General features: G+C 63.0%; 24 protein-coding genes. 11 read left to right on the top strand and 13 right to left on the bottom strand.

Annotated features, from left to right (window positions below; all coding sequences use genetic code 11):
• Nucleotides 1–70: 70 nt before the first annotated feature.
• The 7 genes from BG60_RS01210 to BG60_RS01240 are packed head-to-tail and all read right to left on the bottom strand — an operon-like array spanning nt 71 to nt 7781.
• Nucleotides 71–1456 carry an isoxanthopterin deaminase gene (locus tag BG60_RS01210; RefSeq protein WP_008346314.1) on the bottom strand — a complete coding sequence of 462 codons (1386 nt, stop codon included), beginning with the start codon at nt 1454–1456 and terminating at the stop codon, nt 71–73.
• Nucleotides 1457–1480: 24 nt separating this feature from the next.
• Nucleotides 1481–2818, bottom strand: coding sequence for a nucleobase:cation symporter-2 family protein (locus tag BG60_RS01215; RefSeq protein WP_008346315.1), 1338 nt, complete (start codon nt 2816–2818; stop codon nt 1481–1483).
• A gap of 40 nt (nt 2819–2858) precedes the next feature.
• Nucleotides 2859–3887, bottom strand: a complete 1029-nt coding sequence (locus BG60_RS01220; protein WP_008346316.1) for a CobW family GTP-binding protein — start codon at nt 3885–3887, stop codon at nt 2859–2861.
• A 17-nt stretch (nt 3888–3904) separates the two neighbouring features.
• Nucleotides 3905–4480, bottom strand: coding sequence for a UbiX family flavin prenyltransferase (locus tag BG60_RS01225; RefSeq protein ID WP_008346317.1), 576 nt, complete (start codon nt 4478–4480; stop codon nt 3905–3907).
• The gene (locus BG60_RS01230) at nt 4477–5862 is read right to left on the bottom strand and encodes a UbiD family decarboxylase (RefSeq protein ID WP_034470125.1); all 1386 of its coding nucleotides are present in this window, start codon (nt 5860–5862) and stop codon (nt 4477–4479) included. Before BG60_RS01230 ends, BG60_RS01225 begins: the two co-directional genes overlap by 4 nt.
• A 54-nt stretch (nt 5863–5916) precedes the next feature.
• On the bottom strand, nt 5917–6849 hold the full coding sequence (locus tag BG60_RS01235; RefSeq protein ID WP_008346319.1) for an amidohydrolase family protein: 933 nt from the start codon (nt 6847–6849) through the stop codon (nt 5917–5919).
• On the bottom strand, nt 6849–7781 hold the full coding sequence (locus BG60_RS01240) for an amidohydrolase family protein (protein ID WP_008346320.1): 933 nt from the start codon (nt 7779–7781) through the stop codon (nt 6849–6851). Before BG60_RS01240 ends, BG60_RS01235 begins: the two co-directional genes overlap by 1 nt.
• A gap of 241 nt (nt 7782–8022) precedes the next feature.
• Between BG60_RS01240 and BG60_RS01245 the strand changes: the two genes are divergently transcribed.
• On the top strand, nt 8023–8916 hold the full coding sequence (locus tag BG60_RS01245) for a LysR substrate-binding domain-containing protein (RefSeq protein WP_034470127.1): 894 nt from the start codon (nt 8023–8025) through the stop codon (nt 8914–8916).
• Here the strand turns inward: BG60_RS01245 and BG60_RS01250 are convergent.
• Entirely contained in the window at nt 8894–9799 is a 906-nt protein-coding gene (locus BG60_RS01250; RefSeq protein WP_034470129.1) for a LysR substrate-binding domain-containing protein, read from the bottom strand. The genes BG60_RS01245 and BG60_RS01250 overlap by 23 nt on opposite strands.
• A gap of 106 nt (nt 9800–9905) precedes the next feature.
• Here BG60_RS01250 and BG60_RS01255 point away from each other — a divergent pair, with 106 nt between their 5' ends.
• On the top strand, nt 9906–10361 hold the full coding sequence (locus BG60_RS01255; RefSeq protein WP_008346323.1) for a (2Fe-2S)-binding protein: 456 nt from the start codon (nt 9906–9908) through the stop codon (nt 10359–10361).
• Complete coding sequence (locus tag BG60_RS01260) at nt 10362–12569, top strand: xanthine dehydrogenase family protein molybdopterin-binding subunit (protein ID WP_008346324.1); 2208 nt, start codon at nt 10362–10364, stop codon at nt 12567–12569. It begins immediately after the preceding gene.
• A 12-nt stretch (nt 12570–12581) separates the two neighbouring features.
• Here BG60_RS01260 and BG60_RS01265 read toward each other — a convergent pair whose 3' ends face one another.
• Nucleotides 12582–14498, bottom strand: a complete 1917-nt coding sequence (locus tag BG60_RS01265) for an AAA family ATPase (protein WP_033536019.1) — start codon at nt 14496–14498, stop codon at nt 12582–12584.
• A 514-nt stretch (nt 14499–15012) separates the two neighbouring features.
• Between BG60_RS01265 and BG60_RS36710 the strand changes: the two genes are divergently transcribed.
• Both BG60_RS36710 and BG60_RS01275 read left to right on the top strand, forming a co-directional pair.
• The gene (locus BG60_RS36710) at nt 15013–15174 is read left to right on the top strand and encodes a DUF1328 family protein (RefSeq protein WP_008346326.1); all 162 of its coding nucleotides are present in this window, start codon (nt 15013–15015) and stop codon (nt 15172–15174) included.
• A gap of 131 nt (nt 15175–15305) precedes the next feature.
• A complete protein-coding gene (locus BG60_RS01275) occupies nt 15306–16271 on the top strand; it encodes a GlxA family transcriptional regulator (RefSeq protein WP_008346327.1) in 966 nt (321 codons plus the stop codon).
• 6 nt (nt 16272–16277) lie between these two features.
• On the opposite strand, the gene BG60_RS01280 is transcribed toward BG60_RS01275, so the two are convergent.
• A complete protein-coding gene (locus BG60_RS01280) occupies nt 16278–17579 on the bottom strand; it encodes an aspartate aminotransferase family protein (protein ID WP_008346328.1) in 1302 nt (433 codons plus the stop codon).
• A 76-nt stretch (nt 17580–17655) separates the two neighbouring features.
• Between BG60_RS01280 and BG60_RS01285 the strand changes: the two genes are divergently transcribed.
• From BG60_RS01285 to BG60_RS01305, 5 genes are all read left to right on the top strand, one after another.
• Nucleotides 17656–18540: a LysR family transcriptional regulator gene (locus BG60_RS01285; protein WP_008346329.1), complete on the top strand. Its 885-nt coding sequence runs from the start codon at nt 17656–17658 to the stop codon at nt 18538–18540.
• Nucleotides 18541–18751: 211 nt separating this feature from the next.
• On the top strand, nt 18752–19261 hold the full coding sequence (locus BG60_RS01290) for a helix-turn-helix domain-containing protein (protein ID WP_008346330.1): 510 nt from the start codon (nt 18752–18754) through the stop codon (nt 19259–19261).
• Nucleotides 19258–19671: a VOC family protein gene (locus tag BG60_RS01295; RefSeq protein ID WP_008346331.1), complete on the top strand. Its 414-nt coding sequence runs from the start codon at nt 19258–19260 to the stop codon at nt 19669–19671. Before BG60_RS01290 ends, BG60_RS01295 begins: the two co-directional genes overlap by 4 nt.
• A 50-nt stretch (nt 19672–19721) precedes the next feature.
• The gene (locus BG60_RS01300; protein ID WP_033536018.1) at nt 19722–20180 is read left to right on the top strand and encodes an SLATT domain-containing protein; all 459 of its coding nucleotides are present in this window, start codon (nt 19722–19724) and stop codon (nt 20178–20180) included.
• 385 nt (nt 20181–20565) lie between these two features.
• Nucleotides 20566–21327: a hypothetical protein gene (locus BG60_RS01305; RefSeq protein WP_144403636.1), complete on the top strand. Its 762-nt coding sequence runs from the start codon at nt 20566–20568 to the stop codon at nt 21325–21327.
• A gap of 65 nt (nt 21328–21392) precedes the next feature.
• On the opposite strand, the gene BG60_RS01310 is transcribed toward BG60_RS01305, so the two are convergent.
• The 3 genes from BG60_RS01310 to BG60_RS01320 all read right to left on the bottom strand — a co-directional run bounded on the left by BG60_RS01310 (nt 21393) and on the right by BG60_RS01320 (nt 24790).
• Nucleotides 21393–21611: a hypothetical protein gene (locus BG60_RS01310; RefSeq protein WP_008346335.1), complete on the bottom strand. Its 219-nt coding sequence runs from the start codon at nt 21609–21611 to the stop codon at nt 21393–21395.
• A gap of 260 nt (nt 21612–21871) precedes the next feature.
• Nucleotides 21872–23800, bottom strand: a complete 1929-nt coding sequence (locus tag BG60_RS01315; RefSeq protein WP_008346336.1) for a bifunctional diguanylate cyclase/phosphodiesterase — start codon at nt 23798–23800, stop codon at nt 21872–21874.
• Between the two features lie 147 nt (nt 23801–23947).
• Entirely contained in the window at nt 23948–24790 is an 843-nt protein-coding gene (locus tag BG60_RS01320) for an EamA family transporter (RefSeq protein ID WP_008346337.1), read from the bottom strand.
• A 105-nt stretch (nt 24791–24895) separates the two neighbouring features.
• Between BG60_RS01320 and gcvA the strand changes: the two genes are divergently transcribed.
• A complete protein-coding gene (gene gcvA, locus BG60_RS01325; RefSeq protein WP_033536017.1) occupies nt 24896–25804 on the top strand; it encodes a transcriptional regulator GcvA in 909 nt (302 codons plus the stop codon).
• The last annotated feature ends 37 nt before the right edge of the window (nt 25805–25841 follow it).

Raw genomic sequence — 25841 nt, forward strand, 5'->3', positions numbered from 1 at the left:
TCCTCCAACTCGATAGCGCAGGCATATCCACGTCGGGCGGAAAGCGCATCCTAACCATGGCAATGTCCCCCTAATCTGCCAACAGCACTTTCACGCCCTCGGCGGCTTCGTGTCGCAGGGCGTCGAGATCGAGGCCCGGGATCACGCCGTCATCGACGACCACGCGGCCGTTCACGATGTTGTAGCGAACGCGCGCCGGCTCGCCCGATGCCACGGGCGCCACGGCGAGATCGTGATAGCCATAGAAGCGCGGATCGTCGATGTCATAGAGAACGAGGTCCGCCGCCTTGCCGACTTCGAGCGTGCCTACTGCATCGAGACCGAGCACGCTTGCGCCGCCCGCGCTGCCCCAGTGAATCGTCTCCTCGATCGTCGTCGCCGATGCGCCCTGCGCCGCGCGATGCACGAGCCACGCGAAATGCGCCTCGTTGATCATGCTGCCCGATTCGTTCGACGCGACGCCATCGACCCCGAGCGACATCGGCACGCCTGCCGCGGACATTTGCGGTGCGGGGGCGATGCCGCTGCCAAGCCGCGCGTTGCTCACCGGGCAATGCGAGCAGCCGCTGCCGGTCTCCGCGAGCATCGCGATCTCGCTCGCTTCGAGATGCACGAGATGCGCGAACCACACATCGGGTCCGAGCCATTCGTGATCGGCGACGAATTCGACCGGCAACTTGTCGAAGCGCTCGCGGCAGAAATCGACATAACGTTGCGTCTCCGAAAGATGCGTGTGCATGCGCAAGCCCATGCCGCGTGCCGCGCGTGCGATCTCAGGCAGAAGATCGGGCGGCAGAGAGAAGGTCGGCGTCGTCGGCGCAACGACGACGCGGCGCATCGATGTCGCGCGGGCATCGTGATAGCGCGCCTTCAGGCGTTCGATATCGGCAAGCATCTGATCGAGCGTCTCGGGCTTTAACGCGACCTTCGAGAAGCCCGGATGATCGCCTGCCGCCTGCAACGCGCCGCCACGGCACAACACGAAGCGCAGGCCGAACGACGCCGCTTCGTCGAAGAGCAGATCGCCTGTTTCCGTGGTGCCTTCCGCGTGATAGAGATAGTGATGATCCGCGCACGTCGTCACGCCCGACAAAAGCAGTTCGGCCATGCCGAGGCGTGCAGCGACACGCGCGAGGTCCGGCGTGAAGCGAGCGAGCCGCGGATACGGCACCGCGGCGAGCCATTCCTGCAGATCGGCGTTGATGCCTGAAGGCACCGCTTTCAGCAGGTTCTGGAACAGGTGATGATGCGTGTTCACCCAGCCTGGATAGGCGACGCACGAGCGCGCATCGATGACGCGTTCGTCGTCGCGCGCGTCGAGATTCGGCGCGATGGCGCGGATGACGCCATCGCGGATGCGAATATCGACGTTGCCGAGCCGTGCGGCGTCGCCACACAATCCGCTCATCACCGCGACGGGATGTTTGATTAGTAATGCTTCGTTTGAGATGTTCATGAACGCTTGTCCTTTCAACACGTTTTACTCGCGCACCATGCTGGGCGCAGGTACGACGTCTTCCTCATGTGCGCCGTTGAGCACGGCGTTCAGCACGACCGACACGAGACACGCGAGCACGACGCCGCTGTGCACGAAGGGCTGCGTCCAGTCGGGCATCTGCTTGAACACTTGCGGCGCCATCACCGGGATGAGCGCGGTCGCGATCGTGAAGCCGACGATCAGCACGTTGTAGCGGTTGCGCTCGAAGTCCACTTTGGAGAGCGTCTGCACCCCCGCCGCGACCACGACGCCGAACATCGCGATGCCCGCGCCGCCGAGCGCAGCGGCAGGCGTCGATGCGACGACCGCGCCGATCTTGGGCACCAGCGCGACGACGCACATCAGCACGCCGCTCACCGCCACGACCCATCGGCTGCGCACGCCTGTCAGGATCACGAGTCCCACGTTCTCCATGAATGCGATGAACGGGAACGCAGCGAACATTCCGGCTATCGCGCTCGCGAGACCATTCGCGCGCATGCCGCGCACCGCGTCTTCCTCGCTGATGTTCTTGTCGACGATATCGCCGATCGCGACGAAGAGACCCATCGATTCGATCATCTGCACGACCATTACGACGATCATCGTCAGAACGGGCACCACGGAGAACACGGGCATGCCGAAGTGAAACGGCAACGGCATCGTGAACCACGGCGCGTTGGCGACGTTGGCGAAGTCGCCCATGCCGAGCGAGCAGGCAAGCACGCTGCCCGCGACAAGTCCGATCAGCACCGACAGATTGCGCAGGAACGCATCGGCAAAGCGGTTGACGGCGAGAATCACGAGCGCGACGAACAACGCGACGCAAAGGAACGGCAACGCGCCGAAGTGCCGCGCGTTCTCACCGCCGCCCGCCCATTGATACGCGACCGGAAAGAGCTGCAGTCCGATCACGGTGACGATGCAGCCGGTCACGACAGGCGGAAAGAAACGCCGCAAACGTCCGACGAGCGGCGCGGCGAACATCGTGAACACGCCCGCGCCGATCACCGCGCCGCACACGCCCGCGAAGCCGACGCCGGGGCTCAGGCCGATCGCGATGACCGGTCCCACGCTGCTGAACGCGACGCCTTGCAGAATAGGCAGACGCACGCCGAACTTCCATACGCCGACGGTTTGCAGCACCGTCGAGATGCCCGAGCAAAAAAGCGCCGTGCTGATGAGCACGGTGGTGTCAGCGGGCGACATCTTCAATGCGGATGCGACGATCAACGGCACGGCAATCGCGCCGATGTAAGCGACGAGCATATGTTGCAGGCCGAGCGTGATCATCTGCCGCTTGGGCAGGATGCGATCGACGGGATGTTGGTCGGTGTTCATCAACGTGTCTCCTGATTATCGTTATCGGCGGCTGCGTTCGTCAGGCCGCGACAGGCACCGCAAGGCAGGCATGAAAGCGCTCGGTCAGCGCGGCGCGGTCGAGTTCGCGTCCGATGAACACGATTCGGCTCGAACGCGGCTCATAGCCCCACGCCTGCGCCGCGCGCAATTCGATGATGTCGTGCACGCCTTGCAGCACGTAGCGATACGGCTGTCCTTTCACGGCGAAGATGCCCTTCATGCGAAAGAGGTTCGTCGCATCCGATGCGCGCAGTTCGGCGAGCCACGCTTGCAGCGCGTCGAGTTCGATATCGGCATCGACTTCGATGCCTACCGAGCTCACGCTTTCGTCGTGGTGATGATCGTCGTGGTGGTCATCGTGATCGTCGTCCGCTTCGACGAGCTGCTGCGCGAACTCGTTCGCGCCCACGCCGAGAATCGTGTGCAGATCGATCTGCGCAAAACTCGATTCGACGATTTCAGCCGTTGCGTTGAGCCCGCGCAGCCGCTCTTTCAATGAAGCGATGTCCTGCGCCGTCACGAGGTCCACCTTGTTGACGACGATACGATCCGCGCACACGATCTGATCGACCGCCTGGTTGTCGCGGCCGTCGAGCACGAGATCGTCCAGATGCGCGGCGATATGCTTTGCATCGACCATCGTCACGACGGCATCGAGGGTCACGCGTTGCGCAATCGGATCGTCGATGAAGAAGGTCTGCGCGACAGGATACGGATCGGCGAGCCCGCTCGTCTCGACGATGATGTGATCGAGCCGCTCGGGCCGCTCCACCAGCATCCTCACGATGCGCACGAGGTCTTCGCGCACTGCGCCGACGCAGCATACGCATCCGTTCGTCATCTCGTAGATCTCTTCGGTCGATTCGAGCACGAGCCCGCCGTCTATGCCGACTTCGCCGAACTCGTTCTCGATCACCGCGATCTTGTGTCCATGCTTTTCGCGGAGGATGTAGTTGAGCAGCGTGGTTTTGCCCGCGCCGAGAAAGCCGGTCAGCACCGTGACCGGAATCTTCTGGAACGCGTTATGAGTCGTATGGATGTGAGTCATTGCTTGTCTCCTTTGAGTCAGTCAGCTTTATGTTCTTTCCAGCGTCGAACCACGTTGCAATCGAGGCCGAAGAGATCCAGCACGCGGCCGAGCGTGTGATCGATCATCTCGTCGAGCGAAGCAGGGCGCGCGTAGAACGCGGGCACCGGCGGCGCGACGATGCCGCCCATTTCGGTGACGGCGATCATGTTGCGCAGATGGGCCAGCGTGTACGGCGTTTCGCGTGCCAGCAGCACGAGCGGGCGTCGCTCCTTGAGCGTGACGTCGGCGGCGCGCGAGATGAGGCTCGATGAAAGTCCGCCGGCGATTTCGGCGAGCGTCTTCATCGAGCACGGCGCGACGATCATGCCGAGCGTGCTGAACGAACCGCTCGAAATGGCGGCGGCCATGTCATCGCATCGATAGGTGAAGCTCGCGAGCGGGTTGACATCGGCGAGCTTGTGTTCGGTCTCTTGCTGCATCGTCAGAAGCGCGCTGCGCGAGATCGTCACATGCGTTTCGATGTCGAGTTCGCGCAGCAATTCCAGAAGGCGCACGCCGTACGTGAAGCCCGATGCGCCGCTGATACCGACCGCGATGCGCCGCGTGCTCATCGTGCGGCTCCTTTCAAAATGGCGGCTGCACGTTGCATCGCATCTTCGTCGATGCGCGCACGTATGCCGTCGAATTGCGAGCCGCGCGTCGCGTCGATGCCCATGCGCGATGTGGTGCCTTCGACGGACGACGAAGGATCGAGCGGGCTGCCCGGCAATCCGCCGACGATGAACACATCGTCATGCGGTTGCGCATGTGCCGCGATCGCCCAGAGCACTTGCGAGTCGTCGGTTATGTCGATATCGCCATCGACGGCGACGACATGCTTGAGATACGGATCCCAGCCCAGCAACGCGAGCATGATCTGACGCGCTTCGCCATCGCGCGTCTGATTCAGCGCCACATAGCAATGAAAATGCGTGCCGGAGTTCGGGTAATGCAGCGCAGTGACCGCTGGAAAGCGCGCCTTCAGCTTCTCGCTCATTTCCGCTTCGCGCGGCAGACGAGCGAGCGTGAGATGCTCGGCATACGGACCACCGACGACATCGACGAGCCATGCATCGCGGCGGCGCATCATCGTATCGACGCGCATAACGTTGTTGGTCGAACGGTCCGACGAATAGCCGGTGAACTCGCCGAACGGACCTTCATCGGCGCGCGCATCGGGATCGATCGTGCCTTCGAGCACGAACTCCGCGGCCGCCGGCACGCCAATGCCATAACGCGGCGTGCGTACCAGTTCGAGCGGTGCGCCGAACAGTCCGCCGGCGATGGCGCGCTCGTCTGTGCCGAACGGCACGCGCGATGCCGCCGCGAGCATGAACATCGGATGCGCGCCGATGACCATCGCAACCTTGAGCGTGTCGCCGCGCGCCTTCGCCGTCTGCAACATGCGCCACAGATGACCGCGCGAATGCAGGCTCGTTGCGAGCGCGTTCCTCGCATGAAGCATCGAACGGTGATAGCTCATGTTCGCGATGCCGGTCACCGGATCTTCGGCGACGATTACCGCGTTCGTGATGTACGCGCCGCGATCGGTGGCGAAGTGGCGAATCATCGGCACATGCGCGAGATCGACCGCGTCGGCTTCGACGACTTCATCGAGCACGGGACCGCGCGCGACATACAGCGGCGCGATCGGTGCATTCGCGCGTTGCTGATAGGCGTCGAAGAGGCCGCGCGCATCGACATCGAACAGACGGGCGATACGCTCGCGCGATGCGAAGAAGTTGGTCGCCAAAGGCGTTGCGATACCTTCGACGTGCTCGCATACGAGCATCGGATGCTGCCCGCGCGCGGCAAGCGCGGCGACGATCGCGGTGACGTCCTGATCGGCGGACAACTGTTGCGTGAGCGTCAGCACATCGTGGGGATATTGCTCGCGATAGGCGTGCGCAAAGCAATGAAAGTCCTGCGTGGCGCGAAAGAGGTTATCGGCCATCGTGAGCTCCGTCGAGAGAAAGAAGGGCGCGTGAGCAACCGCGCCCGCATGACATCAGGCCGTCTGCGCGACTTCGTCGTTCTTTACATACGTGGCCTTCAATCGTTTCTCCGCTTCGGCAAGGTCCTTCGGCGGTTTGGTCGGCTCGATGCCCACCAGTCGCGCGATGTTATTGCCCATGTAGTCTTCGAGACCGTCCTCATCGAGGTCCATGCCTTGCGGCGCGGGACCGCACAGCATCTCCAGTTCGCGCAGCCACATGCCCGGCTCGTTCGGCGGCGAATCGGTGCCGAACACGATCTTGTTGCGCGGCAACTCGCGCGCGAACTCGACGATGCGCGACTGATAGCACCAGCCCGATTCGCAATACACGTTGGGCGTATCCATCGCCATCCAGAAGGCTTCGAACGAGTAATTGCCGCCCGTCTGGATCCCGAAGTGACCGATGATGAAATTCACCATCGGGAATTCGCGGATGATCGGATAGAACTGCGTGGGAATCGTGTACGGTCCATCGCCTGTGTGAATCAGCACGACGACGCCCAACTCGGCGCATTTCTTCATCGCAGGGCGCAGCCAGTCGAGCGCGCGATCCGGCCGATAGCCATGCATGTTCGCGTGCAGCTTGAGCATCTTGAAGCCGTATTCCCTGACGTGAAATTCGAGTTCCGCCGCGCCGTTTTCCGGACCCCAGCGCGGGTTATACGTGAAGTTGCCGATGAAACGATCGGGATACTTCTGCGTCAGCTCCGCGATATACGACATGTAATCGCGAATGCCTTCGCGCCCGCGCCGGTTGCCGTCGCGATAGCCGGTGTTTCCCGGCGGCGGCTGGATGAAACCCATGTCGATGCGGCGCGGCTTGCCGTTGATGATGTACGGGCCGTCCATCATCTTGAGAAGGCGTTCGCCGGTGAACGGCTCGCCCGTGTGCCGCCAGGCTTCGTCGACGAGATTGGTCGGATGCAGATGGGTATCGATGATCATCAGCGCGCTCCTGCGTAGTCAGCTTCTTTGTATTGGTCGAGATGGGCTTGCGCTTCTTCGACGCTTTTAGGCGGCGCGCTCGGTTCGATGCCGAGCATGCGCGCGAGGTTGTTGCCGAGATAATCCTCGAGCGTGTCTTCGTCGAGATTGAGGCCTTGCGGCGGTTCGTGACACAGCACTTCGAGCAGGCGCAGCCACATGCCCGGTTCGTTGGGCGGCGTGTCGGAGCCATAGAGAATCTTGTGCGTCGGCAATACCTTCGCGAATTCGACGATGCGCGATTGCAGGCACCAGCTCGATTCGCAATAGACGTTCGGCGTATCGAGCGCCATCTGATAAGGCTCGAAGCAATACACGCCGCCGGTCTGCACGCCGAAGTGCGCCATGATGAACGGCACCGACGGAAACTCGCGGATTAGCGGATACCATTCGCTCGGAATGCTGTACGGTCCGTCGCCGGTATGCAGCTTCACGATGAGCCCGAGGTCCGCGCATTTGCGCAACGCGGGACGCAGCCAGTCGAGCGCGCGGTCCGGCCGATACGCGTGCATGTTGGCCTGCAACTGCACCATCCTGAAGCCGTGTTCCTTCGCGTAGAACTCGATTGCGTCGGCGCCGTTCTCGGGGCCGCAGCGCGGGTTATAGACGAAGCAGCCGAGCAGGCGGTCGGGATACTTCTGCGTCATCTCGACGGTGTACGCCATGTAGTCGTCGATCGACTCGCGGCCGCTTCTCACGCCATCGGTCCACGTATAGATGGTGTTGCCTTGCGGCGGTTGGATGAATGCCTTGTCGATGCGACGCGGCTTGCCGTTGATGATGTACGGGCCGTCCATCACCTCGATCAGACGCTCGCCCGAAAAGGGTTCGCCGTCATGGCGCCAGGCGAGGTCGACGAGATTGGTCGGATAACAGCTTGTGTCGATGATCATGGGTCTCGATCTCCTTGAGGGGAACTGGCGTGTCCAGTCGCCGGATCGCGGGCAGGCGCGTCGATGGAACAAGAGCTCTTGCGAGCTTGCCCATGCGGCCTTTTGCAAGACGCGTTGATGCGCCTTCCCCTCGCCGGCATCGAGTGTCACACTGACGTGCACTGCTGCTTGCGATGCAGTCTCACAAGTTATGCGCGCTCTGTACAATATTTTTAGACCACGATCTTGATACGTTAGCGATATGGACATGCGGCTTTTGCGGTACTTCGCGGTGCTCGCCGATGAACTCCATTTCGGCCGCGCAGCCGCGCGCCTGCACATTTCGCAGCCGCCCCTGAGTCAGCAGATCCGCATCCTTGAAGAGGAAATGGGCACTGCGCTTTTCTTGCGCTCGCAACATCGCGTCGAACTCACCGAGGCAGGGAAAACACTGAAAGAACAGGCGCCGCTGATCTTCGCGCAGTTCGAGCGCGCGATCGATCTCACGCGTTGCGCGGGACGTGGCGAAGTGGGAAGTCTCGAGATCGGCGTCATCAGCTCGGCGATGGTCGAGCCGATTCCACGCGCGCTCGGCGAGTTCGCGCGCAAGCATCCGCAAGTCAGATGGACGCTTCACGAGATGACGCCCGCCGCGCAGATTCAGGCGCTGAAAGAGCGGCGGCTCGACGTGTGCTTCTTTCGCGTGTCGCACGAAGATCCGGAGATCGTCAGCGAAGTCGTGTTGCGCGAGTCTGCCGTGGTCGCATTGCCGCTCGCGCATCCGCTCGCTTCACGCGCGGATATCGCGCTGCGTGAGCTTGACGCCGAGCGCTTTCTGTCGTTTGGTCTGCTGCAATCGCAACTCGCGCGGTTTCTGCGCGACTGTTGCGTCGAAGCGGGATTCACGCCGCGCATCGAGCAGGAAGTCGTCGAACTGCATACGCTGCTATGTCTGTTGCGCGAAGGGCTCGGCATTGCGCTGCTGCCGGCATCGGCGCAACAGCTGTCGGGCGGCGGCGTGGCATTCGTGCCGCTCGCAGCGCCCGCGCCCGAAGTCTCGCTTCATGCGCGTTATCGCGCGGACACGCCGTCGCCGGTGCTGGCGCGGTTTCTCGATACCGTGCGCGAAGTCGTCAGTCCGGATCGCGCGCGTTGACCGTTTGCGCGACGAGCTCGCGTATCGCATCGACGAGCGGCGCAACGCGTGCCGACTTCTCGCGCGGCCACACGGCGTAGAGGTTGTAGTGCGTCGGAATCTCGACGCGTGTGAGTTCGACGAGCTTGCCGTCGCGTTGCGCGTCGGCGGCGAGCAGGCCGCGCGCAAGTCCCACGCCGACGCCCGCGCTCGCGGCGGCGATCAGCCCCGCAGCGTTGTCAAAGACGGCGACTGCGTGCGGCTCCGCTTCCGGCAGGCCCGCCGCGGCGAGCCACGGAATCCACGAGCGCTTGGTGTAGCCGAGCAAGGGCAGCGCGAGCACTTGTTCCGGCGCGAGCGGCACGCTGAGTCCGCGCGCGCTCAACAATGCGGGCGAGCCCATGACCGTGAGACGGTCGCCGCAGATGAGCGCGTTCTCGAAGCCGTCCCATTCGCCATAGCCGTAACGCAGCGCGAGATCGACGCGTTCGAACGCGCTGCGGTCATGACGTGGCGCGGAAAGCATCGTCAGCGACGTGCCCGTCAATGCGCCGAGCAACGCGGGCAGGCGCGCGACGAGCCAGCTTTGCGCAAGCTCCGGATCGACGTCGAGCGTAATTGACTGCTTCACCGCGCGCTCCTTCACCGACGACAACGCGCGATCGATCTGCTCGAAGCCATCGCCTAGCTGATTCGCGAAGAGCGCGCCGGCATCGGTGAGCACGACGCGCGCGCCTTCGCGCACGAACAGCGGCTGGCCGACGAACTCTTCGAGCGTGCGGATCTGCTGGCTGATCGCGCTATGCGTGAGCGACAACTGACGCGCCGCGCTCGAAAAGCTGCCGGCGCGCGCCGCCTGCAAGAAGGCCTGCATCGACTGGATCGAAGGGTAGCGCTTCAACATGGGTGTTAGCCAGGCTTACGGGTGATCAAAGAAATCGTCGCTGGCGTTCTTGCATGACGGCTTCCGATAATGGCCGCAAGCTCGAACGACATTCAGGAGACAGCGCATGATCGAAATCGTCGTCAATGACGCGCGGCACTCGCTCGACAATGTACCGGAAGACATGCCGCTGTTGTGGGTGCTGCGCGATCGCATCGGTTTGACGGGCACGAAATTCGGCTGTGGCGGGGGCTTTTGCGGCGCATGCACGGTGCATCTCGATGGCGAGGCCGTGCGTTCGTGCCTGCTGCCGATAGCGGCCGTGGCGGGCAGGCGCATCACGACCATCGAAGGTCTTTCCAGGGACGGCACGCATCCGTTGCAGCGCGCGTGGATTGCGGAAGACGTGCCGCAATGCGGCTATTGTCAGTCGGGACAGTTGATGCAGACAGCGGCGTTTCTGAAGGGCAAACCGTCCGTGAGCGATGACGCCATCGCCGCTGCGATGTCCGGCAACATCTGCCGCTGCGGAACGTATGCGCGCATCCGCAAGGCCATCAAGCGCGCGGCGGCGGAGGTCTGAATGCGTATCGAACATCACGCAGCGCGCCGTCGTTTCATCAAGCAGAGTTCGGCGCTGCTGGCAGCGGGACTATCCGTTGGATTTCGATTGCCCGATGCGTTGGCGAAGAACGGCGATGCTCATCCGCGTGACGGCGAATTCGAGCCGAACGCATGGGTGCGCGTGCTGCCCGACGACACGATCAAGCTCGTCGTCCACAAGCACGATTCGGGCACGGGCACGCGCACCGCGCTCGCCGCGCTCGTCGCCGAAGAGCTGGATGTCGATCCGTTTCGCATCGACGTCATCACGCCTGAGAATCCTTTCTATGCCGATTACATTCATCCCTTGTGGAAGGTGTTTTCCACGGGCGGAAGCACGAGCGTCTCGCTGGAATACGATCGCTTGCGGCGCGCGGGCGCGACTGCGCGTGCCATGCTGATCGAAGCCGCCGCGAAACAATGGAAGGTATCGCCGTCAACGTGCTCGACCGATAACGGCTTCGTGATCGACAACGCGAGCGGCGCGCGTGCCAGCTATGGATCGCTTGCCGTCATCGCCGCGAGCTTGCCCGCGCCAAAAGACGTGCCGTTGAAAGACGCATCGCAATTCAGGTACATCGGCAAGCTGAGCAAGAAGCGCGACGCGGCGCAGAAGGTATGCGGCGCGTTCGCGTATGGCATCGACGTGCGTTTGCCCGGCATGCTCGTCGCGGTCGTGACGCGTGCGCCCGTCATCGACGCGCGCGTGCGCAGCGTCGATGCGAAAGAGGCGCTCGCCGTGCCCGGCGTGCGGCAAGTGCTGCCGATACCCGGACGTCCCGATGTGCTCGGCGGCAATCAGGCGGGCGTCGCCATTCTCGCCGACGACTACTGGTCCGCGCACAAGGGACAAGCCGCATTGCGCGTCGAATGGGAAGATAGTCCGTTCGAAAACTTCGATAGCCGCGATATGCCCGCGCGCCAGGCTGCATGGCTCGACGATCCCGCTGCGCGCGTCGTGCCGACCATCACGAACGGCGACGCCGATGCCATCATCAAGCATGGCGCGCGCGTGATTCAGGCGTCTTATTCGATGCCGTACAAGGCCGCGAATCCGCTCGAACCCATCAACGTGACGGCGTGGTCGAAGGACGGCGGCATTGCGTATTGGGGCGGCTTGCAAGTGCCGTCGACGGCGCAGGAGGCGGCGCAAGTCATCGGCGGCATTCCGGCCGATCGTGTCGTGCTGCATGAACTGGTTTCGGGCGGCAGCTTCGGTGCGCGCGAATCGAAGTACTGGCTCTTCGAAGTCACATGGCTCGCGTTGCAAACCGGCAAGCCCGTCAAGCTGATGAATAGCCGCGAGGACGAAATGCGCGCGCTCTTCTATCACTCGGCGAGTCATCATCGCGCAAAGGCCACGCTCGATGCACGCGGCAATCTTTCGGCGCTGCAACTGCGCGCGGTGATGCCGGCATCGCCGGAACAATGGGAGCCGGGCTATTTCGATCGTCCCGATCGCATGGACTACAGCACCACGGAAGCAATCAGCAAGTTCGAGTTCGCGTATGGCGCGCCGAATGTGGATATCGGCTGGGTGCGTCATGAAACGGGCGTGCCAACGGGCTGGTATCGCGCGGTGAGTTATATCCCGAACGTGTTCGCGGTCGAATCGTTCATGGATGAAGCCGCGCATAAGGGACATCGCGATGCGGTGGACTTTCGCATCGCGCATATGAAGGACGCGCGCCATGTCGCGGTATTGCGCGAGGCCGCGATGCGGGCCGGCTGGGGCAAGCCGTTGCCGCGCGGCACCGCGCTCGGCGTTGCGACGAATCGCGCGTACGGCAGTTATGTCGCGGTGATCGCGCGCGTCTCGCGCAAGGATGACGGTATCGTGATCGAGAAGCTCACGTGCGTGGCCGACTGCGGGCTCGCGGTGTCGCCCGGCGGTGTGGAAGAGCAGCTATACGGCGGCTTGATGTGGGGACTCGGACACGCACTCGCCGACCGCATCGACATTCGGCACGGCCAGGTTCAGCAGACCAATTTCGATGCGTATCGCGTGATGCGTATGAGCGACATGCCCGACATCGACATACGCATCATGCAGGGCGATCCGGCGAAGCCTGGCGGCGTAGGCGAGTTGTCGAGCCCGTCGGTTGCGCCGGCCGTTGCCAATGCCGTGTTCACGCTGACCGGCAAGCGCCTGCGCGAGACGCCGTTCGATTTGCGACGGCTCGCGTGAAGAAGTAACCGCTCAGGCGGCCAGCACTTCGTTGGCCGCCTCGACATTCGCGACAGCCGCCGCATGCTCGCGGATCAGGCGATAAACCGTCTCGCCCGGCACGGTTTCCGATTCGAGCAATTCATCGGCGATCGCGCGCAACACCGGCTCGTTGGCTTGCAGCAGGGCGAAGCATTCGTCGCTCAGATCGTGCAGCAACGCGTTCGCATGACCGATCGAATTCTTGAGCTGCAAGCCCGCATACTGCTGCGGCAACGCCGCGAGGCTGAACAGATTGCCTTCCTCGTTGAAGCCGAACTTCGACACCATATCGAGGCTGATGCGCGACGCCTCCTGAAGATCCGATGCCGCGCCGCTCGATGCTTCCTTGAACATGAGCAGTTCCGCGTTGCGCCCGCCGAGCAGCACCTGAATCTCGTTGCGCAATTCGGTTTCGCGATACAGATGCTTGTCCTGCATCTTCGTGATGAGCGCGACGCCCAGAGCGCCGCCGCGCGGCAGGATCGTCACTTCTTCGAGCACGCCGGTGCCGAGCAGCGCCGCAACGAGGCCGTGACCCGCTTCATGCACCGCGATGCGCGTGCGTTCGTCATCCGATAGCGCGCGTTCCGCGCCGTTCACATCGCCGATGCGCGCGATCTTGATCGCTTCGAGGAAATGCGCCGCCGATACTTCACGTTCGCCCGCCTTGCGCGCGACGAGTCCTGCCTGATTGACGATCATCGACAGCGTGGCGGGCGAGAGGCCCGTCGTCAGACGTGCGAGCTGATCGAAGTCGATGTCGTCGCGCTTCGTCTTCAAGCTGTCCGCGTAGAAACGCAGGATGTCCGCGCGATCTTCGACGCCCGGCAAACGCACTTGCACCGTGCGATCGAAACGGCCGGGACGACGCAGCGCTTCATCGAGATTGTCGGGATGATTCGTCGCCGCGACGATGATGACGCCTTCGTTCGATGCGAAGCCGTCCATCTCCGCGAGCAGTTGATTGATGATGCGATTGCTTTCCGCTTCGACCGGGCCGCCGCCGGTATCGGTGCGCTTGCCGAGGCCATCGGCTTCGTCGATGAAGATGACGGTCGGCGCATTCTTGCGCGCGAGCTCGAACAGATGCTTCACCTTCTGAATGCCGACGCCGTAGTACTTCGCGCTGAAATAACTGCCCGTGATCGCGATGAAGTTCGCGCCGCATTCGCCCGCGAGCGCCTGCGCGAGCCGCGTCTTGCCGACGCCCGGTCCGCCCGTCATCAGGATGCCGCACGGCGCGCGCACGCCCATGCCGGTGAATTGCGCGGGCTCGGTGAGCCACGCGCGCACGTCGTTGAGCGCGGCTTTCGCTTCGCCCGCGCCGATGACGTCATCGAAACGCAGCGTCGGCGATTCGCCGAGCAATTGCGCGCCGCCGCGCATTTCGCGGCGCATGAACCAGAGAAGGCCGCCGATCATCAGGAGCGGCAGCAAGAGACTCAGCGCGTCGCGCGAACGGTCGAACATCTCGCTCCAGCGCGCAATGCCCGTGCGCACGTTGGCGTCGGGCAGCCATACGAGTTGATACGGCGAGGCCGCGTCGGGCTTCATATCGCCGAGCAGCAATGCGTTGGAGAACGCGCCGTTATGATCGGCCACGTAATACTTCTCGCCCTTCGTCGTGGAGACGAGAATCGCGTCGGGACTCACGCCGATCGTCGCGACATTCTTCGCGCGAATATCGGTCAGCATTTCCGATGCGTCTTTCTCGCGATGCGTCCACGGCGATGCGTCATGGCGCATCTGATTGGCGACGCCCGTCAGCGCCGCTGTCTGCGATTGCGCGGCCCGCACTTCATGGCGCCAATGCAGAAAGCCCGCGCCCGTCACGAGCGCGGCCGCGATCACACCATAAGCGATATATCGGCCAACGCGTGACCGCAGCGAATTCCTTGCCGGTTTCATCAATTCTGTCCAATGGGCCCGCACGCGCGGCGCCCTAAAGCAATCGTCGGAGGAATGGCATCCGAACGTGTGTCTCTTATCGTGCTTCGGTGGTGGGATGCCCGCGCGCATGTCTTGATGCTCAAGATGGCGAAGCGATCGACCTTGAACCGCAGATCGTCAACCATGCGAGCATGGCCCTGTTTGCAGGGATTGCTTCGCTGGAATGGTGCCCGTAATGCATGACCATTCGATAACGCGAAGCAGCGCGCGAACGAGCGTTCGACACGCCGTTTCAAATACACGTCCCTTTTTTTTGATTAACGGCAGGTAACGGGTCTTCTTGACGGCAATGTAAAAAACGCGTGATCCGCGCTCGCAGCGTGATGCGGGTTTGATGGCGTATGCAGGACGAGGCCAAGGATAGCACGGCAGAAAACGATGCTCCATCCGGTAAGGAATACTGCTTGCTTACGCTAGAGAACTCCGCGCACATGGGGCGCGCGGCGTACTCGGACGAGAGGGAGATAACATCATGTTGTATTACGCGTTGGTCTTTTTCATCATCGCGATCATCGCTGCCGCGCTCGGATTCGGCGGTATCGCGGCGGGCGCGGCGGGCATCGCGAAGATCCTGTTCTTCATATTCCTCGTGATTTTCCTCGTGACGCTGGTAATGGGCCTCATGCGACGTTGACGGCTCTCAAGCAAAAGGCGTCGTGCCGAGGCTGGTCGGCACGACGCATTTTTTTTGTTCCTCGTTTAACGTAGCCGCCTGGACGAAAGATCGGTATCGTCGCAACTGACAACTTCTGGGTCATTTGCGCCATGCACATCGCGATACTCGCTCTCGATGGTCTCTTCGATACCGGCCTCGCCGTGACGCTCGACACGCTCAGAGCCGCGAACGGGTTGGCCGCGCGCACGATGGGCGGATCCCCGCGCTTCGATGTATCCACTGTTGGCGTGCGCAAGCGCGTGCGTTCGGGTCACGGCTTCGCGATTCCGGTGGAACCCGTCACGCCCGATTTGAAGCCGGACTGGGTCATCGTTCCGGCGCTCGCCGCGACGACGCCGGAACTGCTGCTGCCCGCACTGGAACGCGCCGACGTCAAGGACGCCGTGCGGCAATTGCAGAAGTGGCGCGCGCAAGGCGTATCGATCGGGGCGTCCTGCATCGGGACGTTTCTGCTCGCGGAAGCAGGATTGCTCGATCATCGGCAGGCGACATCGACGTGGTCGCTCGCGCCGCTTTTCAGGCAACGCTATCCGCATGTTCTGCTCGACGAATCGCGGATGCTCGTGCCGACCGATATCGGCGTGACGGCCGGCGCCGCGATGGGGCATCTCGATCTCGCGCTGTGGCTCGTGCGCAAGTCGAGCCCCGAGCTGGCCGCGCTCGTGTCGCGCTTTCTGCTCGCCGATATCCGCACGTCGCAGGCGCCGTACATCATCCCGAACCATCTCGCGCAGGCAGATCCGCTGATCCAGCGTTTCGAGCGCTGGGCGCGCGACCATCTGAAGGAAGGGTTTTCGCTGCAGCACGCGGCGAACGCGCTGGCGACGAGCACGCGCTCGCTTCAGCGCCGATGCCAGGAAGTGCTCGGCAAATCGCCGCTGGCGTACTTTCAGGACTTGCGCGTCGAACGCGCGCAATCGCTTCTGCACGGCAGCGGACTCGATCTCGGAGCGATCGCCGCCGAAGTCGGCTACGAAGACGGCGCGACTTTGCGAACGCTTTTACGTCAGCGCTTGGGACGCGGCGTGCGCGATCTGCGCGCCGGCCTGCGCTGACGATGCCTACAACGAACGCTCGATAGCCTTGCCGAGCAGATCGAGCCCGAGGTCGATCTCTTCCTCGCTCACGGTCAGCGGCGGCGCGATGCGGAACACGCCCCCCATGCCCGGCAATTGCACGATGTTCATGCTCAGGCCGAGATTCATGCATTCGCGCGTGATCTTCGCGCCGAGACCATCGGCGGGTTCCTTCGTGCGGCGATCCTTGACGATCTCCACGCCGAGCAGCAAGCCGCGGCCGCGCACGTCGCCGATGCAGTCGAAGCGCTCCATCAGATCGAGCAGGCCGCGTTGCAGGCGCGCGCTCATCACGTTCGCGCGCGCGACGAGGCCATCGCGTTCGACCACATCCAGCACGCGCAGGCCGACGGCGGCGGGCAGCGGATCGGATACGTGCGTCGTGTAGAACAGATAGCCGAGCGCATGCGCCTTCTCTTCGATTTCCGCCGATGTGACGACGGCCGCGAGCGGCAAGCCCGCGCCGAGCGTCTTCGATAGCGTGAGGATGTCGGGCGTGACGCCGTCGCGCTGGCACGCGAACATGGTGCCCGTCCGGCCGATGCCGGTTTGCGCTTCGTCGAGAATCAGCAGCATGCCGCGCTCTTCGCACTTGCGCTTTAGCGCCGCCATGTAGCCTTCCGGCAATTCGATGATGCCGCCAGAGCTCAGAATCGGTTCCGCGATGAACGCGGCGAGATTGCCGCTCGACTGCCGGTCGATGAGATCGAATGCGTAGTCGAGTTCCGCGAGCCAGTCGTATCGGCCGTTGTGCTCGAAGCGCGCGCGATATGGGAACGGCGCGGGAATCGCGAATGACCCGACCGCCGCGGGACCGACGCCCTTGCGCCCCGCGCTGTACGTTGCGGACGCCGCGTGACCCGTCATGCCGTGCCACGACTGCGCAAAGCCGACGACTTCGTATTTGCCGGTGACGAGCTTCGCCATGCGGATCGCGGCCTCGTTCGATTCGGCGCCGGTGCTCAGCAAGAGCGCGCGATCGAGACCGGCGGGCGTGATATCGGCGAGACGCGTCGCGAGATCGACGACGGGACGCGATAGCATCCCGCTGAAGAGATGATCCAGCTTGCCCGCATATTCGCCGATCACCGACACGATCTCGGGATGGCTGTGGCCAAGCACGGCGCTCATTTGTCCGGAGGTGAAATCGAGGATGGCGCGGCCATCGGCATCGTAGACGAAGCTGCCTTGCGCGCGCTCGATGATCATCGGCTCGAACGTGCCGCCGTAGCGGATGAGGTGCTGTCTGGCGTTGCGCCAGAAAGTTGCGTCGTTGTTCAGGGACACCGTGCTTCTCCTGGCGGGATAGGAAGGAATCTGCAGTGTAGACAACGCTCAGGTTTTATAGAATCGAATAGTTCTAATGCGAGATAGAAGAGGCGCTAATACCTTGAGCCTGTCACTGGAAATCGAGTTGTTGCGCTCGTTTGCCGTCATCGCGGAAGTGCGTGCGCTGAGTCGCGCGGCCGAGCGCATCGGACGGACGCAATCGGCGCTGAGCCAGCAGATGAAGCGGCTCGAGGATATCGTCGATCAGCCGCTTTTTCAGCGCACCGGACGCGGCGTCGTCCTGACGAATCCCGGCGAGCGCCTGCTGGTTCACGCACAGCGCATCCTGCGTCTGCACGACGAGGCGATGGCCGATCTGTGCGGAAAAGGCTTGTCGGGCAGCATCCGCTTCGGCTGTCCGGACGATTACGCCGCCGTGTTCCTGCCGAGCCTGCTGCGGCAATTTTCGAGTCAGCATCCGCACGCGCTGGTGGAAGTCGTGTGCGGGCCGACGCCCCGGCTCGCCGAGCAACTGAAAAAGCGCGCGCTCGATCTCGCGATGCTCTCGCTTCCCGAAGACAAACCCGGCGGCGAGGTCATCCGGCGCCAGCAACTGGTCTGGATCGGCTGTCCGGGGATGGATTCCGCGCATTACGATCCGTTGCCGCTCGCGCTCTCCGATCCGGACACGCTCGATCACATCGCCGCATGCGAAGCCTTGCAGCGCGCGGGCAGGGCGTATCGCATCGCGTACGCGAGCAGCAGTCTCGCGGGGCTCACGGCGCTGGTGCGCTCGGGGCAGGCGTTCGCGGTCATCACGCAGACCGCCGTGCCCGCCGATCTGTGCGTGCTGAATGCGGATGCCGGGTTGCCGGCCTTGCCGGGCGTCGGCATAACGCTGAAGTTCGCGCGCGAGCGTCCTTCGATGTTGACATCGGCGTTCGCGGAACACATCCGTCTCACGCTGCCGTTGTTGTGATGCAAGACCGATTGCGCGAATTGGGCCGCAAAACGGCCGCTTTCCGGCACATCGCGCATCGGGGACGCGGGCTAAGATACTTTCCATCTCCTCTAGCTCTTTCTTCTCAGGGAATGAGCGACTTTTGCGTCGTGCGGATAGCCTCTGCACGACGTTTTTCTTTGTGCGCGCCGGGCTACACTAGCCGCTCGTTTTCCGCACCCCGAACGCCATGCCGACTCGCAAACCCGCCACCGCCGATGCGTTGCAAGATCCGGCATTGTTGCGGCGTCTGTTGCGCGCCAAAGATCGCATGGACGCGTGTTCGCACGAGGACTGGCCGGTCAGCCGTCTGGCCGAAGTCAGCGGGGTCTCCGAAGCGCATTTCGCGCGATCGTTCAAGCGCGCGTTCGGCGTTCCGCCGCATCGCTATCTGCTGACGCGGCGCATCGAGCAGGCCGTCACGCTGTTGCGCGACACCGAGCTCGCCATCACGGATATTGCCTTCGTCACCGGCTGGGAAAGTCTCGGAACGTTCGGCCGCATCTTTCGCGATATCACCGGCCACAGTCCGAGCGCGATGCGCGTGCAAGCGCGCGCCGGCGTCGACGCGCTCGATCGCGTGCCCGCGTGCGTGCTGAAGGCCGCGCAACGACCCGATCTCACGATCGCAGTTTTGGAGAAGCGGCGGCGCGGTGCGAAAGGTACAGTGCGGCCATCTTCAACGAAGGAGGTCACATGAATCAGGGCATCGGCGTGGTGGGCATCTATGTCGACGATCAGGACGAAGCGCTTGCGTTTTACGTCGACAAGCTCGGTTTTCGGGTTCATACCGACGTGCGCAACGGCACGTATCGATGGCTCACGGTGCAGCATCCGGATCAGCCGTCGTTTCAGCTCGGCCTGTTCGCGCCGGGCGCGCCGATCCACGACGATGCGACCGCGCAAACGCTGCGCGCGATGGTCGCAAAGGGCGCGATGCCGCCGCTCGTGCTGTCCGTCGCGGACTGCCGCGCGACTTACGAGCGGCTGAAGGCGAGCGGCGTGGAGTTCACGCAGGAACCGGTCGATCGCTACGGCAGCGTCGATGCCGGTTTTCGCGATCCCGCGGGCAATGGCTGGAAGATGATTCAAGCGCCATCGGGACGGTAAATGTCCTGATTAGCCGGGAGGATGAAGTCTGTTCGTAGAGTGCTTAGAACATGACCGAAACCTCATATCAACCGCCCCGAGACATGTCGACGCTCGTGCTGGCGTGGATCCGGCGCGCGCGCGAATCGCAGATTCGTCATTACACGATGGCCGACCGGCTGACGCGCTGCGGCAGACGGCTCGGGCTTGCGGTCATCGGCATCACGGCGGCGACGGGCACGTCCGCGTTTTTATCGCTCGTAGCGACGGCGGTGTCGCCGGATGTGCACATCCTGATCGGGATGACGAGTCTGAGCGCTGCCGTGCTCGCCTCGTTGCAGACGTTTTTGCGCTATAGCGAGCGTGCGGAATTGCATCGCCGTGCGGGTGCGCAGTACGGCGCCGTGCGGCGGCGTCTCGAAGCGATTCATGCGGCAGATGTTTCTCTGCGTGATGCGTGTGTCGTCGATGCGGTGCGCGATGAACTCGACCAGATCGCACAGACGGCGCCGCATTTGCCGCGCGCATGATTAACCGTTACTAAAGTTCCGAGTGCTGATTAGTCATTGATTAGACGTAGCGAAGCGAAACCCGCTATTCGACTGACAAATGACCCTGTTCAAAGGGGGTTGTTTGTGCTTCCGAAACAATGCCCGGTGTGCTACGGTAATTCGTATGTATTACTTGCGACCGGACGATCGCTGATTGTCGATCGGCCTTCCGAAATGATTCGGATGGAGTGTGACAATGGAACAGCGAGGCGATGGCTCGCTTTATTTCGTCATCTGCCCCCGATGTGAAACCCTTTCATCAGTAGAAGAAAGCGTGTGCCCGTTTTGCGGCGCCGACCGCCACGGGGCCGTGCTGACGAGGGGCGCGGAGACAGCTCTGCGGGCAGTCGAGGCGGCGCGAGGCGTGACGCGCCAGTTTGCGCCACAGGGCGAAGTGGCCCGCGTGCGATGGCCGGCGCGTTCGAGAACATACGAAGCGCGTTTACCCGCGCCTGCGCCTGCCTCCATCGCCAATGGCACTGCCGTGCTTGCGACGGGGCGTCCATCGCATTCGATACTCGCAACGGTCGTCATGGCCGCCGTCGTGCTCGGTGCGTGTTTTCTCGCGCGTGCTTACTTCGAGCAGCACGGATCGACACCACGCGCGGGAACGCTGCCTGTGGCCGTCGCAGGCACGGTCCGTCCGATCGAGACGAAGGCCGCGCCGATCGCCGCCATCAATATCGATTCGGCGGACAGAATCGTGGACGGCCCGCTGCGCTCCGCCGCGCGTCCGTCAGCGGAAGCTGCGTCGCCACTGATTCCTGTCACGGCATCGAGCAAGGACAGCACGCGGCAGAGCGTGATTCCCGAACGCTCGATCGCAAAAAAACCGTCGACGCACGGCGCGAAGCAATCGGTCAAGACATCGAAAGCGAAACCCGTATCGAAGTCGGCTTCTGCATGTTCGCGCAAGTCCGAGCGCGCGTGCGCTGAAGCAGCGAAAGGCCGCGTATCCAGGACCGAGCCGAAGCAGCGTCAGACGCGCGCGGCGCCGCCTGCTGCGCCCGCCGCACGAGCGAAAACCGACACGAAGGAATTTCAGAAGGTCGCGGCCATCGCTCCGGCGGTGAAGCCCGCGATGACCGCCGACGATAGCTGGCGTCCGAGCAAGAAGAAGAACTGAAAACCCGCGCGGATCGGAAAGGAAAGGGAAGCGCTTCGCGCGGGACGCGAAGCGCGCTGACGATCTTATTCGACGGCTTCCCAGTGTTCGTCGACTGTCTTATCGGTCACGCGTACCTTCGCGACCATCGGCGCATAGCCGCGCAGCTTGATCTCATCGACGGCGAGCCGCTCCGAACGATAACTCTGCTGCGTCATTCTCGTACCGTCAGGGAATTCGAGCGCGTAACCGTCGATCGGTCCCCACTGGCCCTTCGGCATCGGTTCGACATAGACATTCTGCATCGCGTTTCTCCAGCTTGATTGGAAAGCACCGGGCGGTTCGCATCGGCGAACGTGCGCCTCTTGTATAAGAGGTTAGCGAAGAAAGGGACGCGGCCGGCGACGAGGCGTGAGGCCGCGAAGCAAATATTTATCGAAGTAAATCAATGCTCTAGTTGCGGGTTCCCATGATGAGAAAGCCCATTCTCCGATATGCAACTCGCGGCATGCTGCCATGCAGCGCGCGTTTTCGTGAAACGGACCTTCATTGCATATCGTGGAAGTCAGTGATGCACGGCGCTGCGGCGATCGGCATCGAGATAGTTGTTGATCGTCGGCGCGACGTCCGCCGCGACGGATGCGAAGCGAAAGCCGTTGCGTCCCTTGCGCTTCGCTTCGTACATCGCGCGATCCGCGTCGCCGAGCATCGCTTCGGCGGACGTGTCGAAGCCGCCCGCGCACATCGCGATGCCGACGCTCGTGCCGAGATGCGCTTCGACGCGGCCGAGTTCGAACGGCCGTCCGATCGCGCGGCAAATGTCCTGCGCGATGCGGCTGCATGCACTCGATGACGAAATCCCGCGCGCCAGCAGCACGAATTCATCGCCGGCGAGGCGGCAGACGAGATCGCCCGCGCGCGTCGTCTTTTTCAGGCGCGCGGCCACCTGTATCAACAGCGCGTCGCCGACGTCGTGACCGTGCTGATCGTTGATGCTCTTGAAGCCGTCGAGGTCCATGAAGAAGAGCGCGAAAGGCACGGCGTCATCGCGGGCGGCATCGACGGAAAGCGCGAGTTGCTCGGCGAGCGCGCGCCGGTTCGGCAGGCCCGTGAGCGCGTCCAGCATGACTTCGGAGCGCATCTGATTTTCGCGCCGCTTGGTCTCGGTGATGTCCTGCGACATGATGTAGAAACCGGCAATTTCCTCGCGCTGAAACTCGGGAATATACGTCGCGTTCCAGACGCGGCTCGGCGCGCCTTCATAGACGATGTCCTCGTGCGTCACGCGTTCGCCGGCGAGCACGCGGCGAAAGTAAGGCAGACAGCGCTCGAAGGTCGACGCGCCGATCGTGTCGCGCACAGTCTTGCCACGCAACGCCGAAGGCTCGACGCCGAACACCTCGCGATACACCTGATTGTTGAAGCGATAGCGCAGGTCAGCATCGACGTGTGCGATGAGAACGGGCAGATTGTCCGTGATCGTCTGCAGCGCGGCGCGATTGCTGGTGAGCTCGCGCGTGCGTTCGAGCACGCGGCGCTCCAGTTCCTGCCGATAATCGCGCAACACCTGTTCGCTGTATTTGCGGCTCGAGATGTCGTGCGCGACGCTCACGAAATGCAGCGGCTCGCCGCGTTCGTCCCGAATCAGCGCGACGGAAAGCTCGACCCAAACCGGCTCGCCGTTACGGCGGCGATATCGTTTTTCCAGCGTATACGTCTTGCTCGTGCCGTCGAGCAGTTCCGCGACGAGTTGCAGATCGGCCGACAGATCCGCTTCGTCGGTGATCTGCTGAAAGGTCATCGTGACGAGTTCATCGGCGCTATAACCGGTGATTTCGCACAGCTTCGGATTCACTTCGACGAAGCGGCCCTCCAGATCGACGATAGCCTTGCCCGTCGGCGTCTGTTCGAAGATCGTATGAAAGCGCGTCTCGGACAGGCGCAGCTTGCGGCGGTCGGCTTCCTGAATCTCACGCGTTTCGCGCGCGGCTTCGCGCTGCACGATCTCGCGCTCGACGGTCGCCGCGAGATCGCACAGCGCGGCCTGCGAGCTTGCCGTGAGTTTGCGCGGCTTCGTGTCGATCGCGCAAAGCGTGCCGAGCACGAGACCTCTGGACGAGCGCAACGGCACGCCCGCATAGAAGCGGATGTGTGGCGCGCCCCTGACGAGCGGATTGCCGGCGAAGCGCGCATCCGCGTGAGCGTCCTCGACGAGCAGCAGACGTTCGGAGTGAAGCGCGTGCGCGCAGAACGACACGTCGCGCGCGGTTTCGCATACATCGAGTCCGACACGCGACTTGAACCATTGCCGATGTTCATCGACGAGCGATACCAGCGCGATCGGCACCTGCAACAGCTCGGCGACGACGCGCGTTACGCGGTCGAACACTTCTTCCTGTGGCGTGTCGAGCAGGTCGAGACTGTGCAGCAACTGGAGCCGCTTCGCTTCGTCGGCGGGCAGAGGCGCCGTGTGCCATTCGTGTACGGGTTGCAAGGTTCTTCTCGATTCGGTATTCGCCATCGGGCCCAATGCCACGATGAGCAATTTATCGAACCTTCCGCAATCCCGATTCGCCGATCAAAGGCCGGCTTTTCCCTCAGTTCGCGAGATGTGCCTTACGGACGAAATGACGCAGAGCGGTCAGAGCCCCAGGCAAACCGCCCCGACCGCGACCACCACGCAGGCGAGCCAGCGCCTCGCGCTGACGGCTTCCTGAAGGAACACGCGCCCGATGAGCGCCGCGAACACGACGCTCGTTTCGCGCAACGCGGAGACCGTGCCCATCGCGCCGGATTGCATCGCCCAGATCACGATGCCGTAAGCCGCGATCGACACGAGGCCGCCCGCGAGCGACGAACCCACGGCCATCGGCGCTCGCTTCACGGGCGTCCATAGCGCCGCGGGCCCGCGTTTCGCGACGAAAATCATCGGCATGAACCAATAGAACATGAACATCCACGCGGTGTAGGTGAGCGCTTCGCCATCGGACAGACGCACGCCGATGCCGTCGATCACCGTGTAGATCGCGATGGTCACGCCCGTCGTCAACGCGGCGAGCACCCCCGCGCGCGATACGCGGCCGCCCTGCAATGCAAGCGCGATGATGCCGCCCGAGATCAGCACGATCCCGAGCGCATGCAGCGGGCCGATCGCCTCGTGCGCGAAGATGGCCGCGCCGAGCGTGACGAGCATTGGCGACGATCCGCGCGCGATCGGATAAGCCTGGGCGAGATCGCCGCGCCGATACGAGCGCACGAGGCTCACGTTGTAGACGATATGCACGAGCCCCGACGCGACGATGTAGGGCCACGCGGCTTTCGCGGGCATCGGCAGATAGAAGACGACGATCGCGGACACGGCGCCGATCGCGATGCTCATCCACGTCATCGAGAGGAACCGGTCGCGGTTGCCATGGAGCATCGCGTTCCAGCTTGCGTGGAGCACGGCTGCCAAGAGAACGACACCGCCGGTGTAGGTGAACATGCTTTCTTATGTCGGTTATATGACGGATAGTTACTAGAATAACTATCTTGTGAGCCGCCCACAAACCATATAAATTGCATCGTCGCGTTAGAAAAGCTCTTGCGAATGAGACCGGCATTGCCTTCACTCAATGCGTTGCGCGCTTTCGAAGCCGCTGGGCGACTCGGTAGCTTCAAGGAAGCCGCCGCCGAGCTGCATGTCACGCACGGGGCGATCAGCCAGCAAGTGCGTTTGCTCGAAGCGTGGCTCGGCGCACCCCTGTTCGAGCGTCATAACCGGCGTGTGGTGTTGACCCCGGCGGCGCGCGTTTATCTCGCGCAAATCGGTCCGCTCTTCGATCGGCTCTCGCAGGCCACGGCGCGCTATGGCGTGTCCGAGGCCGTGTCGCGCACGCTCACCGTGAATGCGCCCGCTACCTTCACGTTGCGCTGGCTCGTGCCGAGGCTCGAACAATTTCGCGCGCGTCATCCCGATGTGGAAGTCAGGATAGAGACATCGAACGAACCGGTAGAAAGCCTGAAGGACACTTACGACATCGTGATTCGCGGCGGCCCCGACACGTTTTACGGTTACGTGATGCGGCGCTTTCTCGAAGAGGAACGTCTGCCGGTGTGCAGCCCCACGCTGTCCAAACGTCTTCCTTTGCAGACGCCTGAAGACTTGCGGCGGCACACGCTGCTGCACACGTCGAGCTTGCCGCGCGTCTGGCCGGATTGGCTCGCGCAGGCGGGCATCGCGGCGCTCACGCCAGCGGCGGTGCTCACCTTCGATCACTTCTATCTGACCTTGCAGGCCGCTGTCGATGGCATGGGCATCGCGATGGGCCCGACCGCGCTCGTCGCCGACGATCTCGCGTCAGGCCGTCTCATTGCGCCATTCGACGGGCCGCGTTTGCCGTCGCGAAGCTATTGCACGTATGTCGCCGATGAGAAAGCGGGGCACGATCTGATCGTGCTGTTTCGCGCATGGCTCGAACAAGAAGGACAAGCGTTCGCGACCGAGCACGACGTGTGAGCCTGCGCCGCGCTGCATTCGTGCGAACTATGCAGAA

Origin of the sequence: Caballeronia zhejiangensis (genome assembly GCF_000698575.1) — a bacterium.
Classification (GTDB): domain Bacteria; phylum Pseudomonadota; class Gammaproteobacteria; order Burkholderiales; family Burkholderiaceae; genus Caballeronia; species Caballeronia zhejiangensis.

Excerpts from the sequence above, each read along its gene's own strand:
- BG60_RS01215 (WP_008346315.1), bottom strand. The coding sequence starts at position 2,818 with ATGAACACCGACCAACATCCCGTCGATCGCATCCTGCCCAAGCGGCAG.
- BG60_RS01300 (WP_033536018.1), top strand. The coding sequence starts at position 19,722 with ATGACCGAAACCTCATATCAACCGCCCCGAGACATGTCGACGCTCGTG.
- BG60_RS01275 (WP_008346327.1), top strand. The coding sequence starts at position 15,306 with ATGCACATCGCGATACTCGCTCTCGATGGTCTCTTCGATACCGGCCTC.
- BG60_RS01240 (WP_008346320.1), bottom strand. The coding sequence starts at position 7,781 with ATGATCATCGACACAAGCTGTTATCCGACCAATCTCGTCGACCTCGCC.
- BG60_RS36710 (WP_008346326.1), top strand. The coding sequence starts at position 15,013 with ATGTTGTATTACGCGTTGGTCTTTTTCATCATCGCGATCATCGCTGCC.
- BG60_RS01235 (WP_008346319.1), bottom strand. The coding sequence starts at position 6,849 with ATGATCATCGATACCCATCTGCATCCGACCAATCTCGTCGACGAAGCC.
- BG60_RS01210 (WP_008346314.1), bottom strand. The coding sequence starts at position 1,456 with ATGAACATCTCAAACGAAGCATTACTAATCAAACATCCCGTCGCGGTG.
- BG60_RS01225 (WP_008346317.1), bottom strand. The coding sequence starts at position 4,480 with ATGAGCACGCGGCGCATCGCGGTCGGTATCAGCGGCGCATCGGGCTTC.
- BG60_RS01285 (WP_008346329.1), top strand. The coding sequence starts at position 17,656 with ATGCGAGATAGAAGAGGCGCTAATACCTTGAGCCTGTCACTGGAAATC.
- BG60_RS01290 (WP_008346330.1), top strand. The coding sequence starts at position 18,752 with ATGCCGACTCGCAAACCCGCCACCGCCGATGCGTTGCAAGATCCGGCA.
- BG60_RS01245 (WP_034470127.1), top strand. The coding sequence starts at position 8,023 with ATGGACATGCGGCTTTTGCGGTACTTCGCGGTGCTCGCCGATGAACTC.
- BG60_RS01295 (WP_008346331.1), top strand. The coding sequence starts at position 19,258 with ATGAATCAGGGCATCGGCGTGGTGGGCATCTATGTCGACGATCAGGAC.
- BG60_RS01220 (WP_008346316.1), bottom strand. The coding sequence starts at position 3,887 with ATGACTCACATCCATACGACTCATAACGCGTTCCAGAAGATTCCGGTC.
- BG60_RS01260 (WP_008346324.1), top strand. The coding sequence starts at position 10,362 with ATGCGTATCGAACATCACGCAGCGCGCCGTCGTTTCATCAAGCAGAGT.
- gcvA (WP_033536017.1), top strand. The coding sequence starts at position 24,896 with ATGAGACCGGCATTGCCTTCACTCAATGCGTTGCGCGCTTTCGAAGCC.
- BG60_RS01250 (WP_034470129.1), bottom strand. The coding sequence starts at position 9,799 with ATGTTGAAGCGCTACCCTTCGATCCAGTCGATGCAGGCCTTCTTGCAG.
- BG60_RS01265 (WP_033536019.1), bottom strand. The coding sequence starts at position 14,498 with ATGAAACCGGCAAGGAATTCGCTGCGGTCACGCGTTGGCCGATATATC.
- BG60_RS01230 (WP_034470125.1), bottom strand. The coding sequence starts at position 5,862 with ATGGCCGATAACCTCTTTCGCGCCACGCAGGACTTTCATTGCTTTGCG.
- BG60_RS01310 (WP_008346335.1), bottom strand. The coding sequence starts at position 21,611 with ATGCAGAATGTCTATGTCGAACCGATGCCGAAGGGCCAGTGGGGACCG.
- BG60_RS01255 (WP_008346323.1), top strand. The coding sequence starts at position 9,906 with ATGATCGAAATCGTCGTCAATGACGCGCGGCACTCGCTCGACAATGTA.
- BG60_RS01320 (WP_008346337.1), bottom strand. The coding sequence starts at position 24,790 with ATGTTCACCTACACCGGCGGTGTCGTTCTCTTGGCAGCCGTGCTCCAC.